General features: G+C 47.9%; 21 protein-coding genes. 12 read left to right on the forward strand and 9 right to left on the reverse strand.

Translation table 11 applies throughout. The features are described from left to right. Window positions 1-60 precede the first annotated feature (60 nt). The 5 genes from BM331_RS07280 to zwf all read left to right on the forward strand — a co-directional run bounded on the left by BM331_RS07280 (window position 61) and on the right by zwf (window position 6,881). Window positions 61-825, forward strand: a complete 765-nt coding sequence (locus BM331_RS07280) for a ParA family protein (protein WP_074928443.1) — start codon at window positions 61-63, stop codon at window positions 823-825. Between the two features lie 154 nt (window positions 826-979). Then, window positions 980-1,813, forward strand: a complete 834-nt coding sequence (locus BM331_RS07285) for a ParB/RepB/Spo0J family partition protein (RefSeq protein ID WP_074928445.1) — start codon at window positions 980-982, stop codon at window positions 1,811-1,813. Between the two features lie 258 nt (window positions 1,814-2,071). Continuing rightward, window positions 2,072-4,375 carry a glucose-6-phosphate isomerase gene (pgi, locus tag BM331_RS07290; RefSeq protein ID WP_074928447.1) on the forward strand — a complete coding sequence of 768 codons (2,304 nt, stop codon included), beginning with the start codon at window positions 2,072-2,074 and terminating at the stop codon, window positions 4,373-4,375. After that, a complete protein-coding gene (gene gnd, locus BM331_RS07295; protein ID WP_074928448.1) occupies window positions 4,372-5,427 on the forward strand; it encodes a phosphogluconate dehydrogenase (NAD(+)-dependent, decarboxylating) in 1,056 nt (351 codons plus the stop codon). The genes pgi and gnd overlap by 4 nt, the downstream gene beginning before the upstream one ends. Before the next feature lie 11 nt (window positions 5,428-5,438). Then, window positions 5,439-6,881, forward strand: a complete 1,443-nt coding sequence (gene zwf, locus BM331_RS07300; RefSeq protein WP_074928449.1) for a glucose-6-phosphate dehydrogenase — start codon at window positions 5,439-5,441, stop codon at window positions 6,879-6,881. Between the two features lie 179 nt (window positions 6,882-7,060). Here the strand turns inward: zwf and BM331_RS07305 are convergent, their stop codons facing one another. Then, on the reverse strand, window positions 7,061-7,636 hold the full coding sequence (locus BM331_RS07305) for an HdeD family acid-resistance protein (protein ID WP_074928451.1): 576 nt from the start codon (window positions 7,634-7,636) through the stop codon (window positions 7,061-7,063). A 361-nt stretch (window positions 7,637-7,997) separates the two neighbouring features. On the opposite strand from BM331_RS07305, the gene BM331_RS07310 reads away from it, so the two are divergent. Together BM331_RS07310 and BM331_RS07315 are read left to right on the forward strand one after the other, a co-directional pair. Beyond that, window positions 7,998-8,567, forward strand: a complete 570-nt coding sequence (locus BM331_RS07310; RefSeq protein WP_074928453.1) for a DedA family protein — start codon at window positions 7,998-8,000, stop codon at window positions 8,565-8,567. A gap of 221 nt (window positions 8,568-8,788) precedes the next feature. Continuing rightward, window positions 8,789-9,871, forward strand: coding sequence for a tellurite resistance/C4-dicarboxylate transporter family protein (locus BM331_RS07315; protein ID WP_074928455.1), 1,083 nt, complete (start codon window positions 8,789-8,791; stop codon window positions 9,869-9,871). Window positions 9,872-9,952: 81 nt separating this feature from the next. On the opposite strand, the gene BM331_RS07320 is transcribed toward BM331_RS07315, so the two are convergent. Then, window positions 9,953-10,819, reverse strand: coding sequence for a YicC/YloC family endoribonuclease (locus BM331_RS07320; protein WP_074928457.1), 867 nt, complete (start codon window positions 10,817-10,819; stop codon window positions 9,953-9,955). Between the two features lie 93 nt (window positions 10,820-10,912). On the opposite strand from BM331_RS07320, the gene BM331_RS07325 reads away from it, so the two are divergent. The 4 genes from BM331_RS07325 (at window position 10,913) to BM331_RS07340 (ending at window position 14,843) form a co-directional block, all read left to right on the forward strand. Then, entirely contained in the window at window positions 10,913-11,824 is a 912-nt protein-coding gene (locus BM331_RS07325) for a Tim44 domain-containing protein (protein ID WP_074928458.1), read from the forward strand. A gap of 188 nt (window positions 11,825-12,012) precedes the next feature. Further along, window positions 12,013-12,615, forward strand: coding sequence for an NUDIX domain-containing protein (locus BM331_RS07330; RefSeq protein WP_074928460.1), 603 nt, complete (start codon window positions 12,013-12,015; stop codon window positions 12,613-12,615). Window positions 12,616-12,625: 10 nt separating this feature from the next. Further along, a complete protein-coding gene (locus BM331_RS07335) occupies window positions 12,626-14,053 on the forward strand; it encodes an NfeD family protein (protein ID WP_074928462.1) in 1,428 nt (475 codons plus the stop codon). A 1-nt stretch (window position 14,054) separates the two neighbouring features. Further along, a complete protein-coding gene (locus BM331_RS07340) occupies window positions 14,055-14,843 on the forward strand; it encodes a slipin family protein (RefSeq protein ID WP_074928464.1) in 789 nt (262 codons plus the stop codon). 20 nt (window positions 14,844-14,863) lie between these two features. Here BM331_RS07340 and BM331_RS07345 read toward each other — a convergent pair whose 3' ends face one another. From BM331_RS07345 to BM331_RS07370, 7 genes are all read right to left on the reverse strand, one after another. After that, window positions 14,864-15,367 (reverse strand): CNP1-like family protein, encoded by a 504-nt coding sequence (locus BM331_RS07345; protein ID WP_256214847.1) that lies wholly within the window; start codon window positions 15,365-15,367, stop codon window positions 14,864-14,866. Between the two features lie 317 nt (window positions 15,368-15,684). Continuing rightward, entirely contained in the window at window positions 15,685-16,248 is a 564-nt protein-coding gene (ahpC, locus tag BM331_RS07350; protein WP_074928466.1) for an alkyl hydroperoxide reductase subunit C, read from the reverse strand. A gap of 296 nt (window positions 16,249-16,544) precedes the next feature. Beyond that, window positions 16,545-16,844 (reverse strand): hypothetical protein, encoded by a 300-nt coding sequence (locus BM331_RS07355; RefSeq protein WP_074928468.1) that lies wholly within the window; start codon window positions 16,842-16,844, stop codon window positions 16,545-16,547. Between the two features lie 145 nt (window positions 16,845-16,989). After that, window positions 16,990-17,283, reverse strand: a complete 294-nt coding sequence (locus BM331_RS07360; protein WP_074928470.1) for a hypothetical protein — start codon at window positions 17,281-17,283, stop codon at window positions 16,990-16,992. Between the two features lie 34 nt (window positions 17,284-17,317). Then, on the reverse strand, window positions 17,318-17,668 hold the full coding sequence (locus tag BM331_RS07365) for a cyclic-phosphate processing receiver domain-containing protein (RefSeq protein ID WP_371265346.1): 351 nt from the start codon (window positions 17,666-17,668) through the stop codon (window positions 17,318-17,320). Further along, complete coding sequence (locus tag BM331_RS11860; protein WP_177217845.1) at window positions 17,640-17,813, reverse strand: hypothetical protein; 174 nt, start codon at window positions 17,811-17,813, stop codon at window positions 17,640-17,642. The genes BM331_RS07365 and BM331_RS11860 overlap by 29 nt, the downstream gene beginning before the upstream one ends. Window positions 17,814-18,205: 392 nt before the next feature. Further along, window positions 18,206-19,183, reverse strand: a complete 978-nt coding sequence (locus tag BM331_RS07370; protein ID WP_256214850.1) for a type II toxin-antitoxin system HipA family toxin — start codon at window positions 19,181-19,183, stop codon at window positions 18,206-18,208. 78 nt (window positions 19,184-19,261) lie between these two features. Between BM331_RS07370 and BM331_RS07375 the strand changes: the two genes are divergently transcribed. Further along, window positions 19,262-19,524 (forward strand): transposase (locus BM331_RS07375; RefSeq protein WP_143100938.1); only part of this gene is annotated, 263 nt, incomplete at its 3' end.

The following is a 19,524-nucleotide window of genomic DNA, read 5'->3' on the forward strand; positions in this document are numbered from 1 at the left end:
TTATTGAGTGGGACATAAGCATATTCCCTAATCTTCTTGCCAGAACAAAAACGTAATTTAATGGCCAGGATACTTGCCATTGCCAACCAGAAGGGAGGGGTGGGTAAAACAACGACCAGTATTAATCTGGCTGCCAGTTTGGTAAATACCGGCAAACGGGTATTGCTTGTTGACCTGGATCCACAGGGTAATACCACGATGGGAAGCGGCGTAGACAAACGCCTGCTGGATCGTACCGTTTACCAAATACTGCTGGGCGAACAAACTATCGCCGAGGTTCGTTTATCGACAAAACCGGGGAAATATGACCTGCTTCCGGCCAATCAGGAACTGGCAGGCGCAGAAGTAGAAATGGTGTCGCTGGAACAGCGCGAATCCCGCCTGAAGGAGGCTTTGCAGACAATACAGACAGATTATGATTTTATTCTGATTGATTGTCCTCCGGCCCTTAACCTGCTGACATTAAACGGATTATGCGCAGCACACGCCGTTATCATTCCCATGCAATGTGAGTATTATGCGCTGGAAGGCCTGAGTGATCTGGTCAACACGATCAAAAGGGTGCGGACGGGCTTTAATCCATCCATCAGGATAGAAGGCCTGCTGCGAACCATGTTTGATCCGCGCAATCTGCTGGCACAGCAAGTGTCCGATCAATTGAAGCAACACTTTGGCAACAAGGTTTATCAGACCATCATTCCGCGTAATATCCGGTTGGCAGAAGCACCCGGGTTTGGATTACCGGTGCTTTATCACGATCGGCAATCTCGGGGTGCCCGAGCTTATCTTGAATTGGCCAACGAAATTCTGGCAACAGCTAGCTAATTCCATTCCCAAATCAAAAATGACACGAAGGCGAGCCGCAGACAGTATAAATAATACGACCAGGCGAAGCCGACAAAGTTAGTTTTGATTTAGAAATGGAATAACTGACGATCTGGCCAGAAATCCATAATATTTTTGATTAGGTACAGTGACTATGGCAAAACCTAGAGGATTAGGGCGAGGTTTAGACGCGCTACTGGCGGACAATTCCCAGGAAACGGATTCACTGCAAAATCTTGCTGTAGATTTATTGCAAGCCGGGAAATATCAGCCCCGGACGAGGATGGATGAAGCATCCCTGCATGATCTGGCAGAATCGATCAAGGCGCAGGGGGTGATGCAGCCAATACTGGTACGACCGCTTGTGGCAGGCGGCTATGAAATTATTGCCGGAGAACGCCGCTGGCGTGCCGCCCGGATTGCTGGACTGGAGCAAATTCCGGCCATTGTGCGCGAAGTGCCGGATGAATCCGCGCTTGCGCTTTCTCTGATCGAAAATATTCAGCGTGAGGATCTTAATCCTCTGGAAGCTGCGGCGGGAATTCAACGTCTGATCGAAGAATTTGGTATGACGCATCAAACAGCTGGTCAGGCATTGGGTTATTCACGCAGTACGATCTCAAATTTGTTGCGCCTGCTTAATCTGGCTGCACCGGTACAGGATCTGATTATGCAGGGAGAAATTGATATGGGGCACGGACGTGCCCTACTCGCACTGGATGCCGGGAAACAGCTGGAAATTGCGCATCTGATTATGCAAAGGCAGCTATCCGTACGTGAAACCGAAAATCTGCTCAAACGAATGAGTCAGACATCCTCTATAAAAAAACCATCATTTCCGGATCGGGATCTGCTGCGCCTGCAGGAAGATATGTCAGCCCGGCTGGGTGCCAATGTTGTAATCAAACAGGGGAAAAAAGGGGCTGGTAATGTTGTTATTCATTACGCCAGCCTGGAACAGTTGGATGGAATTCTTGCAAAATTCTGAAGAACCTTGTGGCAATCGATCCGCTGAGATTATTTTGATCGCGTAATTTCTCCAAGAACCTGCTCAAGATCTCGATCAAGGGATACAGTGCAAGGCAAAATTGAACGAGAAAGCAGAGCATACTTGAAGTATGTGAGCATTTTGAGTTCAATTTCAACGCCGTAATACATAATGCGCCCTTCAGCGAGATATTGAACAAATTCTTAACAGAATGTATGTTGTAATGAGGCGAAACCATAACTTCATGGAGTAAGTCATGTGAATACATTACGTGAAGCCGGAGTATGGAAGGCACTGCATTCACACTATCTGTCTTTCCAAAAGATACATTTGCGCGGGCTGTTTGCACGAAATAAGAAACGTGCTGAACGTTACACCGTAGAAGCAGCAGGCTGGCGTCTGGATTATTCCAAGCATCGTATCAACGACAAAACCCTGAAATTGTTATTTGAGCTGGCACGTGAGTGTGGCCTGGAATCGCGGCGTGACGCCATGTTCTCGGGCGAAGAAGTCAACACCACCGAGCAGCGCGCCGCCCTGCACATCGCGCTACGTGCCCCTGCTGATTCAGTAATAAATGTGGCAGGCGTGAATGTAATACCTGAAGTACAGGCAATGCTCAAGCGCATGGCTGAATGCGCCGAGTTGATCCGCGCGGGAGAATGGAAAGGCTACAGTGGCCGCCCAATCCGTAACATCGTTAACATTGGTATTGGCGGGTCGGATCTGGGCCCGGTAATGGCCTGCGAAGCGCTGCGACATTATGTCGAACGCAAGTTGAGATTGCGCTTTGTTTCCAATGTGGATGGAACGGATTTTGTAGAGGCAGTACGCGGATTGAGGCCGGATGAAACCTTGTTCATTATAGCTTCCAAAACGTTTACCACACTCGAAACTATGACTAACGCGCACACTGCGCGTAATTGGCTGCAAGCCGCTGCAGGACGTGACAGGAAAGCCATCACACCCCACTTTGTAGCACTCTCGACCAATGAGAAAGCTGTCAATGATTTTGGTATCCCCTCCAAACAGATGTTTGGTTTCCCGGAATGGGTAGGCGGGCGTTATTCCATGGATTCTGCTATTGGTTTGTCCATTATGATTGCTATCGGGTCGGAGGCTTTCCGTGAAATGCTTGTCGGTTTTCACGCCATGGACGAACATTTCCACAGTGCGCCACTTGAACAGAATCTGCCTGTCATCATGGGACTACTAAACGTGTGGTACGCAGACTTCTTTGATGCAGGTACCGTCGCAGTATTACCCTATGCACATTCTCTCAAGTGGTTTTCTGCATATCTGCGGCAGCTCACCATGGAATCCAACGGCAAGCATGTGACACTTGACGGAAAAAATGTGGATTACCATACCGGCTCTGTGTTCTGGGGTGAACCAGGTACTAATGGACAGCATTCGTTTTATCAGCTGATTCATCAGGGCACACATTTGATTCCTTGTGATTTCATTGCCTTTGCCGAAGCGCTCAATCCGATTGGACGGCACCAGGATCTGCTATTCGCCAATGCAATTGCGCAAGCCGAAGCGCTTGCCATGGGCAAGACGCTTGCAGAAGTGCAAAAGGAAGGGATATCGGCTGAACTGGCACCTCATAAGGTCATGAAAGGTAACCAGCCGTCGAGTCTATTGTTTGCCAAACAACTTACACCAACATCACTGGGAGCACTGGTAGCGCTTTATGAGCACAGTGTATTTACACAGGCCGCAATATGGAATATCAACCCCTTTGATCAATGGGGGGTGGAATTGGGCAAACAGCTTGCAGCGCGCATTGCAGAGGAAATAGAAGCACCGGATGAAACGCTGACACACGATGCTTCAACTAATGCTTCAATTCGCTGGTATTGCCGCATGCGTGGGCAGGATAATATCCAGGAAAAACAGAAAAAACGCTGTGTACTAGTGCTGGATGTGGGCGGTAGTAACGTCAAGGCGAGAATAAGCGGCGAGAAATTGAAAATTAAAATCCCATCTGGTTCGGACATGACACCAGAACTTATGCTCACGCAACTGGATAAATGTTTACACGGATGGCATTACGATGCAGTAAGTGTCGGTTTTCCAGCATTGGTTGTACACGGACGTATTGCGAACGAACCAGCCAATCTTGGCGCTGGTTGGGTAGGGTTCGATTTTGCCAAGGCATTTAGCTGCCCAGTCAAGATCACGAATGACGCTGCCATGCAGGCACTTGGCAGTTACGAAGGTGGATACATGCTGTTCCTTGGCCTTGGCACCGGTCTTGGTTCCACTGTTATTGTGGACGGGCGGATTGAGCCAATGGAGCTTGCACACCTTCCATACAAACAACATACCTATGAATATTACGTCGGTAAACATGCACTCCAACGCTTGGGAAAACGTAAATGGCGAGCTGAAGTGTACGCAGAAGTTGAAATGCTGCACATTGCGCTTGAACCTGATTACATCGTACTGGGTGGTGGTAACGCACGACTTTTGAAAAGATTACCAGCCGGTGTTCGCCGTGGGAAAAACGCTAATGCATTCACTGGTGGTTTTCGCCTGTGGGAGGATGAAGTATGAATGATTCGACAAATGCTGATCACACGATACAACTCGGTTTTATCGGCTTGGGGCGCATGGGCCTCAATATGGTGGAGCGGTTGCAGAAAACCGGTATAGGTTGCGTGGTATTTGATACCAACCCTGAAGCACGTATTGCCGCTACAAAATCGGGAGCAGAAGCAGCGATCTCGCTCGATGATCTGGTTGATAAGCTTGCCTTGCCTCGTGCAGTATGGCTCATGCTGCCCACCGCAGTAGTAGACAAAGTGCTCGAAGCGTTGACACCCATGCTCAATGCCGGGGATGTCGTGATTGATGGAGGAAATTCGCACTATGTGGCAGATCTACGCCGTGCTGCATCACTCGCAACCAGACAAATTCATTACCTGGATGTAGGTGTCAGCGGCGGTGTGTGGGGGCGAGAACGCGGCTATTGCCAGATGATCGGTGGCCCTGATGCGGCCTATCAACGGCTTGAGCCTGTATTTCGCGCATTGGCGCCTGGTGTGGAAGCTGCGACACGCTCGCCGGGCCGCAACGGTAAACCAACACCTGCCGAACATGGCTATTTGCATTGCGGACCGAATGGCGCCGGACATTTCGTCAAGATGGTACACAACGGCATAGAATATGGATTAATGGCAGCCTATGCTGAGGGGTTGAATATCCTGCATCAGGCAAACGCTGGAAATGTCCAGCAGGAAATAAATGCTGAAACTGCGCCACTCGAACATCCCGAACGCTATCAGTACAATTTCCCGCTCAATGACGTGGTGGAATTGTGGCGCCGTGGCAGTGTGATCGGTTCCTGGTTGCTGGATTTGACAGCCATTGAAATGAATGAGGATATGACACTTTCACGTTATACCGGACGTGTATCTGATTCTGGTGAAGGCCGCTGGACGACGCTCGCGGCAGTTGAAGAAGGCGTCCCGGTTCCAGTGCTTGCCGCAGCACTTTTTGGTCGCTTTGCATCACGCGGGCATGATGAGTTTGCCGATAAGGTAATGTCTGCGATGCGCCATGGATTTGGAGGGCATGATGAAAAGGTTACTCCGGATAACAAGTAAAAGGAAGTGTCATGGCTAATACAAACCTTGTGATTCTTGGTGCAACCGGAGATCTGACGCAACGTTTGCTCATGCCGGCATTGTATCGCCTGTACCAGTCGGGATATACGCGTGGTCTTAAGATTACGGGCTATGCCATTGAGGACTGGAGCAAGGAGCATTTTCGCGATCATATTCAAGAGGCATTACGTACATTTGTATCGGATTACAAGGTTGAGGATAAGTGTCAAACAGAATTTTGCGCGAGTTTGGATTACATTACTGGTGGTCTTGAAGCCGGGCAGATGAAAGAAATTGGACGTCGCGTAAAAGGATCAATACTTTTTTACCTGGCGTTGCCTCCACCCTTGTTCGGTGCTGCAGCTGTAGCGCTAGGTGAAGCAGGACTTGCACAAACTTCCGAAGGCTGGCGGCGCTTAGTAGTCGAAAAACCTTTTGGTACCGATCTCGCCAGCGCTGAAATGTTGCGTAAACAGATTCACAGTCAATGGACCGAGGAGAATGTGTTGCGTATTGACCATTTCCTGGGCAAGGAAACTACGCAGAATCTGATGGTATTCCGCTTTGCCAACCGTTTTCTCGAACCGCTCTGGAACAGTGCGCATATCGCGCAAGTACAGATCAGTTGCCCGGAAACTTTGGGCGTAGAACACCGTGCCGCCTATTACGACCACGCAGGGGCACTGCGCGACATGCTGCAAAATCACCTGATGCAATTATTCTGCCTCACCGCCATGGAGCCACCATCGAGCTGGGATGCTGAAGTGCTGCGTGATCACAAGGTTGAAGTATTGCGTGCAGTAGTGCCGTTCAATGAACACACAGTGCGTAGCCGGGCTGCGCGCGGTCAATATACTGCTGGCAGCGTTGACAGTAAAAATGTACCTGCTTATCGCCAGGAACCTGGTATCCCTGTTAACTCAACCACCGAAACTTTTGCGGCACTGCGTTTTGAAATTAACAACTGGCGCTGGCAAGGGGTTCCCTTCTATCTGCGCAGCGGCAAACGCATGGCCAGTGGTTACTCAGAGATCGCGATACAGTTCAGGCAAGTGCCAGATGCACTGCCTGATGGTAGCGTTGCGCCGAACAACTGGATGATATTCCGCCTGCAACCACAGGAAAGTCTCAACCTGGTAGCAACGGCCAAAAAGCCCGGCATGGAATTTGCCACGCATACGGTAGTGCTTACCGCACCCTATGCACAAGAAGGCGCCAAAGAATTTTCAGCGTATGAACAGTTGCTGATGGACACAATCAATGGTAATTGTTCGCACTTCCTGCGTTTTGATGAGGTTGAATGGTCATGGCGTTTGCTTGATCCGGTGTTGCATGCGTGGTGTACAGGCAATCCCGAAGAATATACTTCCGGTTCGGAAGGGCCTACATCACAGAACCAGTTGCTTACTGCAGGCCACAGCTGGCGACCAGTACGGATGCATTTGGAAAATTGACTATAAATACACTTGATTGATCAGAATTCTGATCAATCAAGTACGAATGCTATTATTGATTTATTGCGTGATGAATGGGTAAATCGGGTTGGATTTTGCAAATATCATCCTGAGCACGCCTATTCCTGGTTGCGTACATTTTCGGCATGAGCCGCTGTTGGCCGCGTCGTAAATATTGTTTACGTGTTGTGCGTGGACTGTTTACCAAAAGTGCGGGTCTTGAACGCCAGACTCACAAGCAGGATGCCAAAAATAATGGCATAAGCACCAATCAGCCAAAGTAAGGCAAGAGCACCGGCTGCTGGTTGCGCCATGAGGAGAATGCCAAAGACAAGTGATGCAAGGCCACCCAGAATGAGCAACCATTCGCCCGCCATTTCTTTGCGCAAGCGAATCGCAGCTACGATCTGAAGAGTACCAGTGGCAATTGCCCAGATTGCAATATAAAACAGTAGCGCTAATGCAGTGATACCAGGAATCACAAATGTCAGAACTCCTACACCAACACCAATAAATCCCCAAAGGAGCAATACCCACCAATGCTCGTGCATCTTACGCCCGATGACTGCAGTCCAGATGCCAAGGATACCGTCCATCAGAGTAAAGATCCCAAAGAGCAATAACATTGCTACCAGTGAAATCTCGGGTTGAAGCCAAAGCAAGATGCCAAATAGGATAGCGATGATGCCACGCAGTAATAATATCCACCAACTATGGGAAAAAATAGTGGTTAGTTGATTTTCTGCGATATTCATTGTCAGTTCTCCTTTCAGGTGAAGGTCAAGGTTGATTGGTTGGTTGGAGTTGATTGATAAAGTTATTTTGTCGAATGGTTTTATGTTAAAAGCGAAACCGTATCGAACTATCTATAGCTCATATGGAATTTGGCTACTGGCTTATAGTCTTTTATCTATCTTCTATAATGGCTATGGGTAAAGAGTAAGGTGCACGTTACGTGGTAACAAGATATATCAAATGAGTAGGCGAGGCAGTGAGTACCGTGATTCACTTAGAAAACCTGCCCGTTACACTTCGTACATTGATCACTTTGACACAGAGTCTATCTAAATAATTCAAAGAATAGAGATTATTCCCCGAATAAGGAAATGTTTGAATATGGATATTCCTGGCTTGATCCAATCGTACGGTTACCTGGCTGTTGCCGTGGGAACTTTTCTTGAAGGTGAAAGTGTGTTGTTAACCGCCGGCGCGGCAGCCTTTCATGGTTATCTCTGGATGCCTGCTGTCATTTTGATAGCAGCTTTATCGGGTTTCCTGGGCGATCAAATCTCTTTTTGTGTGGGACGCAGATACGGCAATAGATTACTGGCGAAATTCCCTTCCTTGCAGCCGCGCGCCGCACATGTAAGTGCGTTACTGGAGCGTCATAACGTGCTGTTTATCCTTGCTGTTCGTTTTATGTACGGATTACGTGTTGCTGGGCCCATGGCGATGGGCATGAGTGGTATTTACTGGTCTCGGTTTCTGGTTCTGAACCTGGTGGGAGCAATTATCTGGGCAATTACGATCGCCAGTATTGGCTATGGACTTGGCCAAGGTTTTGTCTATCTGCTCGCTCATTTTGACGCTGAAGAAATCTGGTTACTGGTCGCTCTCCTGCTTCCGGCGACTATCTGGAGATTGATTGTACGCAGGAAACACTCGATACGTTCAAAACATTCTTGAATTTGAGCGATACCCAGTTGCAGTCGCATCTAGGTGAGTATTTGTTATAAAGGGGTATGAAAATCGAGGTAGGTATAAGACCCTATCGGTGTCTGTGTCCTGATAGCAAATCCTTGATATTGCTCGATATTTTTGTAACCACATCTTTCTGTGCAGGATGACTGTCAGAATTTACTGATGGCATAACAAATTAGTACAAACGAACTGAATTCATAATACGCATGCTGTTTTATCCCGCTTTATTCTGCAACAGCATCAGAGATTTTCACCCATCCTGGTTTGTAATGGTGATGGCTACCGGTATTGTATCCATTGCCTTTGATGTGCTTGATTTCACGGTCATAGCAAAGTCTTTGTTTGTTCTGAACTTATCGCTTTATTCCATATTTTGCTTGTTGTTTATCGCACGGATTGTATTTTTCCCGCGTGATCTGCTAGCAGAACTTCGTATTTTGTCTCGAAGCTGGCTGTTTCTGGCTTTCGTGGCAGGAACCAATACGGTCGGAGTGCAGCTGATCTTGTTCACTCAGGCAGATGGTCTGGCGAACGTACTTTGGTGTAGTGCGTTCTTTGCCTGGCTTGTATTGATCAGCTTTATTATTTTTAATATCTTAAGTCTGCCACGAGAAAGTGTTGTCAATTCTATCTGTGGAGGAACACTTCTTCTGACTGTAAGTACCGTATCGATCGTTCTACTGGGGAGTTATCTGCTCGATGTAACGAATGAGAATACGTGGAATTTCCTGATGCTCTGGGGGATATGGATATTGGGTTGCGTTCTATATTTGTTTGTAATTTATTTGATCATCCGCCGGCTGTTCTTTAACTACTTTATCCCGGAGAACTGGCAACCATCTTACTGGATTTGCATGGGAGCGCCTGCCATTATCACCCTTGCCGGTTCAGAGTACTTGACTCACCTATCCCGCTCTCTCTGTGACGACCTGGGGCAGGTGACGTTGGAGATGAGTCTCCTCGCGTGGGCACTTGGTACTTTATGGATACCTTATTTGCTGGTCATGGATATACGGAAATTTACTGGAGGATTGGATTCAACAGCGGCCTGGATAAAAATCTTTCCTTGGGCAAGATTGGCATGCAAAGGAAAGTATCGTACTTATGATATCGAGGCATGGAGCAGAGTATTTCCGGCAGGAATGTATACCGCATGCACCTTCTCCCTGGCGAAAGTAAGTGGTTATTACTTTCTTGAATCTATTTCCTTTTACTGGTGCTGGTTTGCGCTGTTGATCTGGTTGCTCACCTTGATCGGCACATTCAGATCACTGATAAATTACAGATAAGCTATCTGTTCTGGCTGTTCTGCGTCACTTTTCAGCATTTCCCAAAATAGAAAAATCTGTGTAGCAGGTGCGCTTTCTGAATCATTCTATATTCTGAATCTGCTCGCGCAGTTGTTCGATCAGAACTTTCATTTCTACTGATATACGTGTAATTTCTCTGGCAACTGACTTGGATGCCAATGTATTGGCTTCCCGGTTGAGTTCCTGGGTCAGAAAATCAAGCCGTTTTCCGACAACGCCACCAGTCAGCACGATATGTTCAAATTCATTTAGGTGTCCCTGCAGGCGCGATAATTCTTCATCCACATCAATTTTATTGGCAAATAAGGTGAACTCCTGGCGGATACGCTCATCATTTTCATCAAGACCGGCTGTCTTTAGGCAATTTAGTAGTCTTTCCTGAAAACCAGCCAGAATGGTGGGCAGACTGGGTAACAGATCTTGTACCAGTTGACGTAATTGTTGTACACGCTCCAGCAACAGGTTTTGCAGTTTTTCTCCTTCACGTCTGCGAGCCAAAATCAGCTCTTGTAAAGCAGTCTGCAGCAGTGTCATGCAAGGGGTGCGCAATTCATCGACTAAAATCCGATCACTATCGAATACCCCAGGCCAGCGCAAAATTTCGGCAACAGAAAGATCATGCGCTGCAGGAAAGATTGCCTTGATGTCACGACTCATTTCCAGCAGATCATTCAATAGACCATGATTGAGTCGTTGTTGACGGGAGGTGCCTGAATAGATAGAAAAAGTAAGGCGACAATCCACTTTTCCCCGCATTATGCCCGTACCCAGAAAATCTCGCATTTCAGATTCCAGTACACGAAACTCGTCGGGGAGCTTGAATTGCAGATCAAGATAGCGATTGTTGACTGAACGCAGTTCCAAAGCCAGCGATCCCTGCGGGATTTCTGCTGAAATTGCCGCATAACCTGTCATGCTTGTAATCATGAACTTTTCCATCTAGCGGGTAGTCCAGAGCAATTGGGGATGATGCTATACTCAGCCCCTAAATTATATTTTTGATTCATGGAGATAAGCATAATGAGAATATTAACATTTCTGGCTTTGGCATTGCTTGCTTTTAGCTTGACGGCGTTGGATGCCGAAGCCCGGCGTATGGGCGGTGGCAGCAGCCTTGGGAAACAGCGCCAATCACTCAACCTTAACCGACAGCAGCAACAGACTGCTCCCCAGCAAGCCCAACGTCCCGGGCAATCTGCAACCCCCGCTGCAGCAACAGGAGCTAGTAAATGGCTGGGGCCACTGGCCGGATTAGCTGCTGGTGGATTGCTGGCCTCACTGCTTATGGGGGGAGCTTTTGATGGAATCAATATGATGGATATTCTAATACTGGCAGGCATAGCTGCTGCCATATTCTTCGGGATACGTATGATGCGTAGATCTTCCGGAGGCGGACAAGCCGCGCGACCTATGCAATATTCTGGTGCGGGAGCCGGGCATGGTATGGGAGGAATGCCATTTCCTCGTCAGGACGCGGCAACCCCTTCGGGAGGAGCAGCTTCCGGGGGCAGTGGTCAGTCTGCCAATGCGGATGCTCTCGATATTCCTGCTGGTTTCGATGTGGATTCCTTTCTTAAAAATGCCAAAGGTTCATTCATTACGTTGCAATTAGCGCATGACTCCGGTGATCTGGAAGAGATTCGCGCATTTACAACGCCTGAATTGTTTGCAGAAATCAGTAAACAGATTACTGAGCGCGGTAATGCTACCCAGCAGACTGATGTGACCCATGTTAACGCAGCTTTGCTGGATATAACTACTCAGGATAATCATGCGGTTGCCAGCGTCCGGTTTACCGGTGAGCTGCGGGAAGCTCCCGGAGCACAGTTGGAGACTTTCGACGAGATCTGGCACGTTGAAAAAGATCTGGTTGCCTCTGATTCCGCCTGGCTGCTGTCCGGTATTCAGCAGGCATCTGATCTGAAGCATTAACCATATGGACGTGCTCTGGCCAGATCGGTTTGTCAGCTGTTATGGCGAATTATCCGCTGTGTCAGGACTTGATAGCCAGAACACGTCCGTTAAGCACCTGAATTAAATCTTAATGCTATCTCTGCCAGCAATCGGTAAAAATCAGTGGTCACTGATTGCTGGTAATACACTACTTAAACATCCATAAAATGGATTTCGAAATACTGGAAAAAACCATCTGCTTTCAGGGGTTTTTCCGTCTGGAGCGATACCGCTTGTGCCACCGTAAATTCAACGGAGAATGGGGACGCCCAATCACGCGTGAATTGTTTGAGCGGGGACATGCAGCAGCAGTATTACCTTACGATCCGCATACCGATGAAATTTTACTGATTGAACAGTTTCGTGCAGGTGCCATGTCTGCACCGAGTGGTCCCTGGTTGCTGGAAATTGTGGCAGGCATAATCGAAACTGATGAAACACCAGAACAGGTGGTTGCAAGAGAATCTATCGAGGAAGCGGATTGTCAGATCAGTAACCTAATCCCGCTATATGATTATCTGGTCAGCCCCGGTGGTACAACTGAGCGAATTGTATTGTTCTGTGGTCAGGTTGATATGAAAACGATTGATGGGGGTAGTATTCATGGCAATGGTGAAGAAGACGAGGATATTAAGGTGCACGTCATGTCTTTTCATGATGCGTTGAAACTATTGAATACCGGTCGGATTAATTCTGCCAGTGCCATTATTGCATTACAGTGGCTTGCCTTGAACCGCAATGCTGTTCAGCAGCGCTGGCTGTCAAAATAGGAGTGCACGCATGTGTGCCAGTAAATCCACGAGATTTTACCGGGCACAATACAGTTTTCTGCTGGTTGTTTTTCTATGGACCGGCCTGCTGTTTGCACAACCTCCCAATACGGCAAATGGTGCAACTAATGGCATTGCTGTCTGGCTGGATATTAACGACGCCATCAGTCCAGCCATGTACGACTACATTCATCGTGGACTCTCCAGAGCGGCCGAACAGCAGGCACAGATCGTTATTCTTCAAATGGATACACCCGGCGGGCTGGATGTATCCATGCGCAAGATCATCCAGGAAATTATTGCCTCTCCGATCCCAGTAGCAAGTTTTGTGGCTCCCGGCGGCGCGCGTGCAGCCAGTGCCGGCACCTATATTCTTTACGCCAGCCATATCGCGGCCATGGCACCCGCAACCAATCTGGGTGCTGCCACACCAGTAAAGATAGGGGCCCAGTCACAAGAGATAAAGACACCCGGGCATAAACCGGAAAATGGAAGAATCAGCCCAACCAGTTCATCTGGCACGCAGGATGTCATGACGACGAAAGTCATCAACGATGCGGCCGCTTATATCCGTGGACTTGCCCGAATGCGCAGTCGCAATGCAGACTGGGCAGAGCAGGCGGTACGGGAAGGTGTCAGTCTGACATCTGCAGAAGCGCTTGATAACAATGTGATTGATCTGATAGCAGATGACCTGGGTGATCTGCTGACAAAAATAGATGGACGTGTAGTCGATTTGGCCGGACAAAAAGTAGCGTTATCTACCCAATCTTTGACACTGGAACACTTTGAGCAGGACTGGCGAACTCGCCTGCTAGCCGTGATTGCCGACCCCAACATTGCTTACATCCTGATGTTGATCGGTTTTTACGGCCTGATTCTGGAATTTGCAAATCCCGGAACGATTGTTGCCGGCGTGGTTGGCGCAATCAGTCTGTTGCTGGCATTGTTTGCGTTTCAGGTACTGCCGATCAACTATGCCGGGCTGATGCTGATTTTACTTGGCATTATTTTTATGCTGGCAGAAGCGCTCATACCAAGTACAGGCGCGCTGGGTATTGGTGGCGTTGCGGCTTTTGTCATCGGATCGATTATGTTGATTGATACGGAAATACCAGGGTACGGTATTTCGATTCCATTGATCGTTACATTTGCACTGATATCAGCCGGATTTTTTATGGTGGTGCTCGGCATGGCGCTCAAATCCAGGGAAAAGCCAGTTGTCACAGGTAGTGAACAACTTATTCGCAGCACGGGTGAAGTAGTGGATGGCTTTGATCAGGAAGGCTGGATCCGGATTCATGGCGAATTGTGGCGCGCCAGATCCAACATCCCATTAAAACCTGGACAACAGGTCAGTGTAATAGCCATACATGGACTAATGCTTGAAGTGGAGCCTTACCAACCGAATCTTACAATCAACACAATAGAGGATTGATATGCACACGGATATCGTATCGATTATTACACCAATACTGATTTTTTCCATCTTTTTTCTGGCCAGTGCGCTTAAGGTATTGAAAGAATACGAGCGCGGTGTCGTGTTCATGTTAGGGCGCTTCTGGCGAGTCAAGGGGCCAGGTCTCATCGTTGTCATTCCGGTTATACAAACTATGGTGCGGGTTGATCTGCGCACGATTGTGATGGATGTACCCGCTCAGGATGTTATTTCGCGTGACAATGTTTCGGTAAAAGTGAATGCTGTGCTGTATTTTCGTGTGGTTGATCCGGAAAAAGCCATTATTCAAGTTGAAGATTACAATATGGCGACCAGTCAGCTGGCACAGACAACACTACGCTCCGTGCTGGGACAACATGAGCTGGATGAAATGCTGGCCAGCCGCGACAAGCTCAATACGGATATCCAGTTGATTCTGGATGAGCAGACTGAAGCATGGGGTATCAAGGTATCGAATGTCGAGCTCAAACACGTTGATCTCAATGAAACAATGGTTCGGGCAATTGCCAGACAGGCCGAAGCTGAACGGGAGCGCCGTGCCAAAATCATTCATGCAGAAGGAGAATTGCAGGCATCGCACCATTTGCTTGAAGCCTCGCAAATTCTGGCGAAGCAGCCTCAAGCTTTACAACTGCGCTATCTGCAAACACTGACAGAAATAGCGGGAGAGAAAAGTTCTACGATTGTTTTTCCGTTACCGCTAGAGTTGTTGTCTGTTCTACAAAAAATATCAGAGAGAACATCTGACAGTGATAATCAGATCAAGTAACCACAAACGATGGATGATGATTAGTGATTCACCATTGGATGTACACCGGCTTTGAGCGCACGGATGGCTTCTTCAGGAGAACCCACCACCAAACCACGGGGACAGAAATAAAATTTGGCCAGTTCCCGCTGTGCCTGTAACTGGGTAACCATTTCAAGTGGTTGCCATTCAGAAATACTGGCACGCACCCAGCTGCGGGTTTCATTGTTGCCAGTTGCATAGCGTTTTCGTTCGCGTGTTTCGCAGCGTATTCCTTCATATGAAACATTGCTCGCACCTTGTCCGGATTGGGCCACCATACTGTAGCGGATCACACGTTTCTCATCGACACTGATTGATTTGGCATCAATAAAATAACGCAATCTTGCCGTAGGACCGGCATCAAATTCCAGCAGGCTTTCCGGTTGTGGATAGGCAGGCAGACTGGATTGAATAGCTTCCCAGTCTTTTTTGTAATCAAACGTATCGAAAAATTTGCTTTGGCTGATGCAGGCAGCAACGAACAAGATCAGTGTCAGACTCAATACAGTCTTTATCCACCTATTGAGTTTTCGGTACACAGCCTTGTGGAAAATCAGAAAAAAATCAGCAGCTACCATCATTGTGTAAATGGTTGGTCTGGAGAAACCGACCGGGACATCTCCTTAGAACCTGTTCAATATCTCACTGAAGGGCGCATTACGGCGTTGAAATTGAACTCAAAATGCTCACATACTTTAAGTATGCTCCGCTTTCTCGCTCAATTTTGCCTTGCACTGCATCCCTTGATCGAAACCTTGAACAGGTTCTTAGAGGAAAAATATCGCTGCAGCCGGTTGAAAGCAGAATTGTGCAGAAGATTTTAGATCTTGCCAACCAGATCAATAGATGGCTTCAGCGTAGCAGCACCATCAGTCCATCTGGCAGGGCAAACTTCGCCCGAGTGAGTAGAAACGTATTGTGCAGCCTTGACCTTGCGCAGTAATTCAGCAGCATTACGACCAATACTGAGATCCTGAACTTCGAATGCTTTAATCTGACCTTCTGGATTGATAATAAAACTTCCACGTAAGGCCAATCCTTCTTCTTCAATGAGCACGTCAAAGTCGCGTGCCAGCTGTCTGGTTGGATCCCCTATCATGGGATATTGAACCTTGCGCACTACGCTGGAGCTGTCGTGCCATGCCTTGTGTGTGAAATGTGTGTCGGTAGAAACCGTATAGACCTCAACGCCTGCTTTCTGGAACTCAGCATAATTATCTGCCAGATCCTCCAGCTCAGTTGGGCATACAAAAGTAAAGTCGGCCGGATAGAAAACGATAACCGACCATTTGCCCTTTAATGTTTTGTCGGATACCTCAACAAAATCGCCATTGTGGTATGCAGTTGCCTTGAACGGTTTAATAGTGGTGTTAATCAGTGACATTGCCGCTTCCTTTTATGTAGTTGACTCAGAATAATAAGCTTTGACAGAAGTGTAGAGCGCTGTATCAAATTAGTCTAGTCCACAATGAATGTGGTCAGCAGTCTTTATAACATATATTGCAGGGGTTGCTGAGTCGTACAGCGAAACTGAAAGCCTGTCTGATCCCAAATGATTATATAGATAAAACCCGTTATCTCCTGCTCATGACGCGAACAATTACGAAAAAGCTGAAAAACGATAATTGCTCTGCATCAAATGCATTATCTACCAGCAAAACGTCAAAATCTACGCCAGTATTAGACCATACCTGCTTTGATAATATGAATTTGCTCGGGTGTCATATTAAGTCCGCGCTTCGTGCCAGGCCGCTTCCCACCCGTCTTTAGCAAATAAGGCTTTGAAGCTAGACCAAGTGTATCTCTGAGTGCTTTATTTAGCTTGGCATTCTTTTCTTGAAAGAACTGCACATCCATACCACCGGCAAGTTGTTTCTTGGTATTATCGTAATCTTCGGAATCATCTCCATAGATATCAAGAAATGAACCAGCATCTGCGGCAAGCCAGGTCGTATAGGGCCGTTTTTGCTTAGCCTGCATGGCCCACCAGGTCAGCCAGGCAAGTAGTTGTGGTTGTATAGTAATCTATGACAACTTTTTACAAATTCGTTAGCTCGAGCGAACTGACTTTCGAGCCATTCAATAAGATATTTTTATTATTAATCAATTAAAATGGTGGCTTGATCTATTCAAGTTTACATATTTGTTTGTTGTTTTTCTTCTCTATATGGTTTTCTAAGCTGTCACGAAAAAGTGTCAGCGTCACAAATGTGCCCATCAAAATGGAAAAGTTAAGCGCAAACGGTAAGCGCAACACAGTTTTCAACAGTGCACGCAGCAGCTTTGAGAATCTGGTCATAAATCCAGATTCTGCCAGAACACCTTTCGGCAATAGCAGGATAATCCTGAAAAATGCACGCAAGACGATGGTCTTTTCTGCATCTTTCGAATCGTATTCACGCAATGCTGTGATATCCATAAAAGTAATGGCACAGCAAAAACGCAGAAAGTGGTCAGGCTTGGCAGACACAGGCTGTAGAGGGGAAGAGAATATTTATTATGTTAATTCCCCATTCTATTTCTTCATGAATATCCCACAACTCAAGTACATCAGACAGCCACAGTTTGAACTGCTCATGCACCAGGTTTGTCATCGGGATGACGGTGACATCGAAACTGGCAGCTTCCAGCTTGCGACACATGCTGGCCACACCAACCGGGCTGATTGAATGCAGCAGCACCGGAATTTCGTAACTGATACGGGTGACAAGCGTGTTGACGACATCTGTACCACTGAGCGAAAGTTCACCTGGGTTCACAACCTGTTGTTGCAGATCATGATCCAGCATAATCAAAAGGATCACTGCGCTGCAGAATACCGATTGCGCGCCCTGCGCTGGCAGCCGTAACCAGCACCATGTTCTCCGGAACCCATTGGCGAAACTGCTCAATGCGTGCATGACTGTCCTCGATCAATAACAAACGGGGAATCCGTTGCAAGATATTCATTCGTTTTCCAATATAGAATCGGGCAAGAAAAACCCCAGCCGATAAGAGTTGGGTTTTTAGGTATCGGTGGGATGGTACCCGTATCAAAAGACTATTGAAAGTACGCAATCGAAGCACTGCGGGCTGCTACGAACCATTGTGAACTCATTCCATTTCTAAATCAAAACTAACTTTATCGGCTTCGCCTGGCCGTATTATTTATACTGTCTGCAGCTCGTCTTCGTGTCATTTTTGATTTGGGAATGGAATCAATCGAAAAGCCTGCCGGATTGTAGACCTGCCAGCAGATTTTCTGGTCATGCCGGTTGCGGGAACAGGCATCAAACTCGTCTGCTCTCCGGGGTCAATTCAATTCCAAAAATCCGGAATCGAACCCGTGTCCGTATAGTGGTTCAGACAGAAGGTTCGGCAACTGTGTCATTTTCGGTGGCGGGGTCGGTGAGCCGCTGAATCGTCAGGGCGCAGCGTTGTTTAATCAATGTATTGATTTGCTCAACCACGGCGTTGCCGGCAAAGCCTCGTTCAGGGGCAGACTGGAGCTTGTGCGCCGTGGCTGGCAGTAACTTTGCCAATTCCAGAATGCGCCGTTTGGCCTGGGCTTTGGTAAAGCCTGTGCTTTCTGCAAACTGCTCCCAGTGCCGTACCTGGATTTCGCTGAACTTGTATTTGCTGCCGATTTTCATCGCCATCTTCGGCGTCAGTGTTGGATACACCGCTGTCGAGAGCGTGTCGTAGAATGGTGCCAGAACGGGGGCCTTGCCTGCCTCTTTGTGTAAGTACAGCAGAGAGAAATTTTTGGCGTGCGCGTCATGATTGCCGATCAGCGCATTGAAGATCACGTAGTCGAGCAGTCGCAGAACCTGCGGCGCACTGGGGCGCGTTGCACGGCGCACCAGATCAAAGCATTGAGCCAGATCGGGGCCACCTTCATTCTGGTATTTCATTTTTGGCACCACACCCAGCGCCTGGCAGAAATCTTCCTGATGCAGGCGTTGCCGCTGCCCCTGGGCATCGATCAGTCGGTCGTAGCGCTTAACCAGCAGGAACGAGCGATCCAACACTTGGTGAACTTTTGATTTCGCAGGCGCAAGCTGCGTGGCCTCAGCCAATGCCATACAGAATCCTTCGTTGATCACGCTGTCTTCAACGGTGCGGATGGCAGGTTTCAGGATGTGGGAGCTCGGCGTGCCATTGAGGGGCAGCCCAATGCGAGCGCCATCGAATACCACCGGTAGTTTGTCCTGGGCTCCCGCCAAGGAAAGCCGCAAGCCGTCTTTGCCCGCCAGCATGGGGCGAAGCGGTAACTCATCCAGGATGGCAACGACTTCCTCGTCACTCAGCCATTGAACGTCGTCGTTGCGGATCGGCACAGGCAAAGCCTGTGTAGTGGTCTAATTTAAACAGACACCTTGATAGGTGGATTAAATCCACTTTAAGAGGACATATTAATGAAAGCACGCAGGAAATTTGACACCCAATTTAAATTGGAAGTTGTTCACATGATCAAGGATCACGACCTTAGTGTGAGCGAGATCTCCAAAATGATGGGGGTGGGGGAAACAGCGATTCGTCGTTGGGTTGCGCAGTATCAGGCGGATCTTAACGGTCAACGCGGCATCGGTAAGCCGTTGACACTTGAGCAGCAACGTATTCGAGCCTTGGAGGCAGAGGTTCGACAATTGCGCTCTGATAACGATTTGTTAAAAAAAGC

The sequence above is a fragment of the Nitrosomonas eutropha genome, assembly GCF_900116685.1.
Lineage (GTDB): Bacteria > Pseudomonadota > Gammaproteobacteria > Burkholderiales > Nitrosomonadaceae > Nitrosomonas > Nitrosomonas eutropha_A.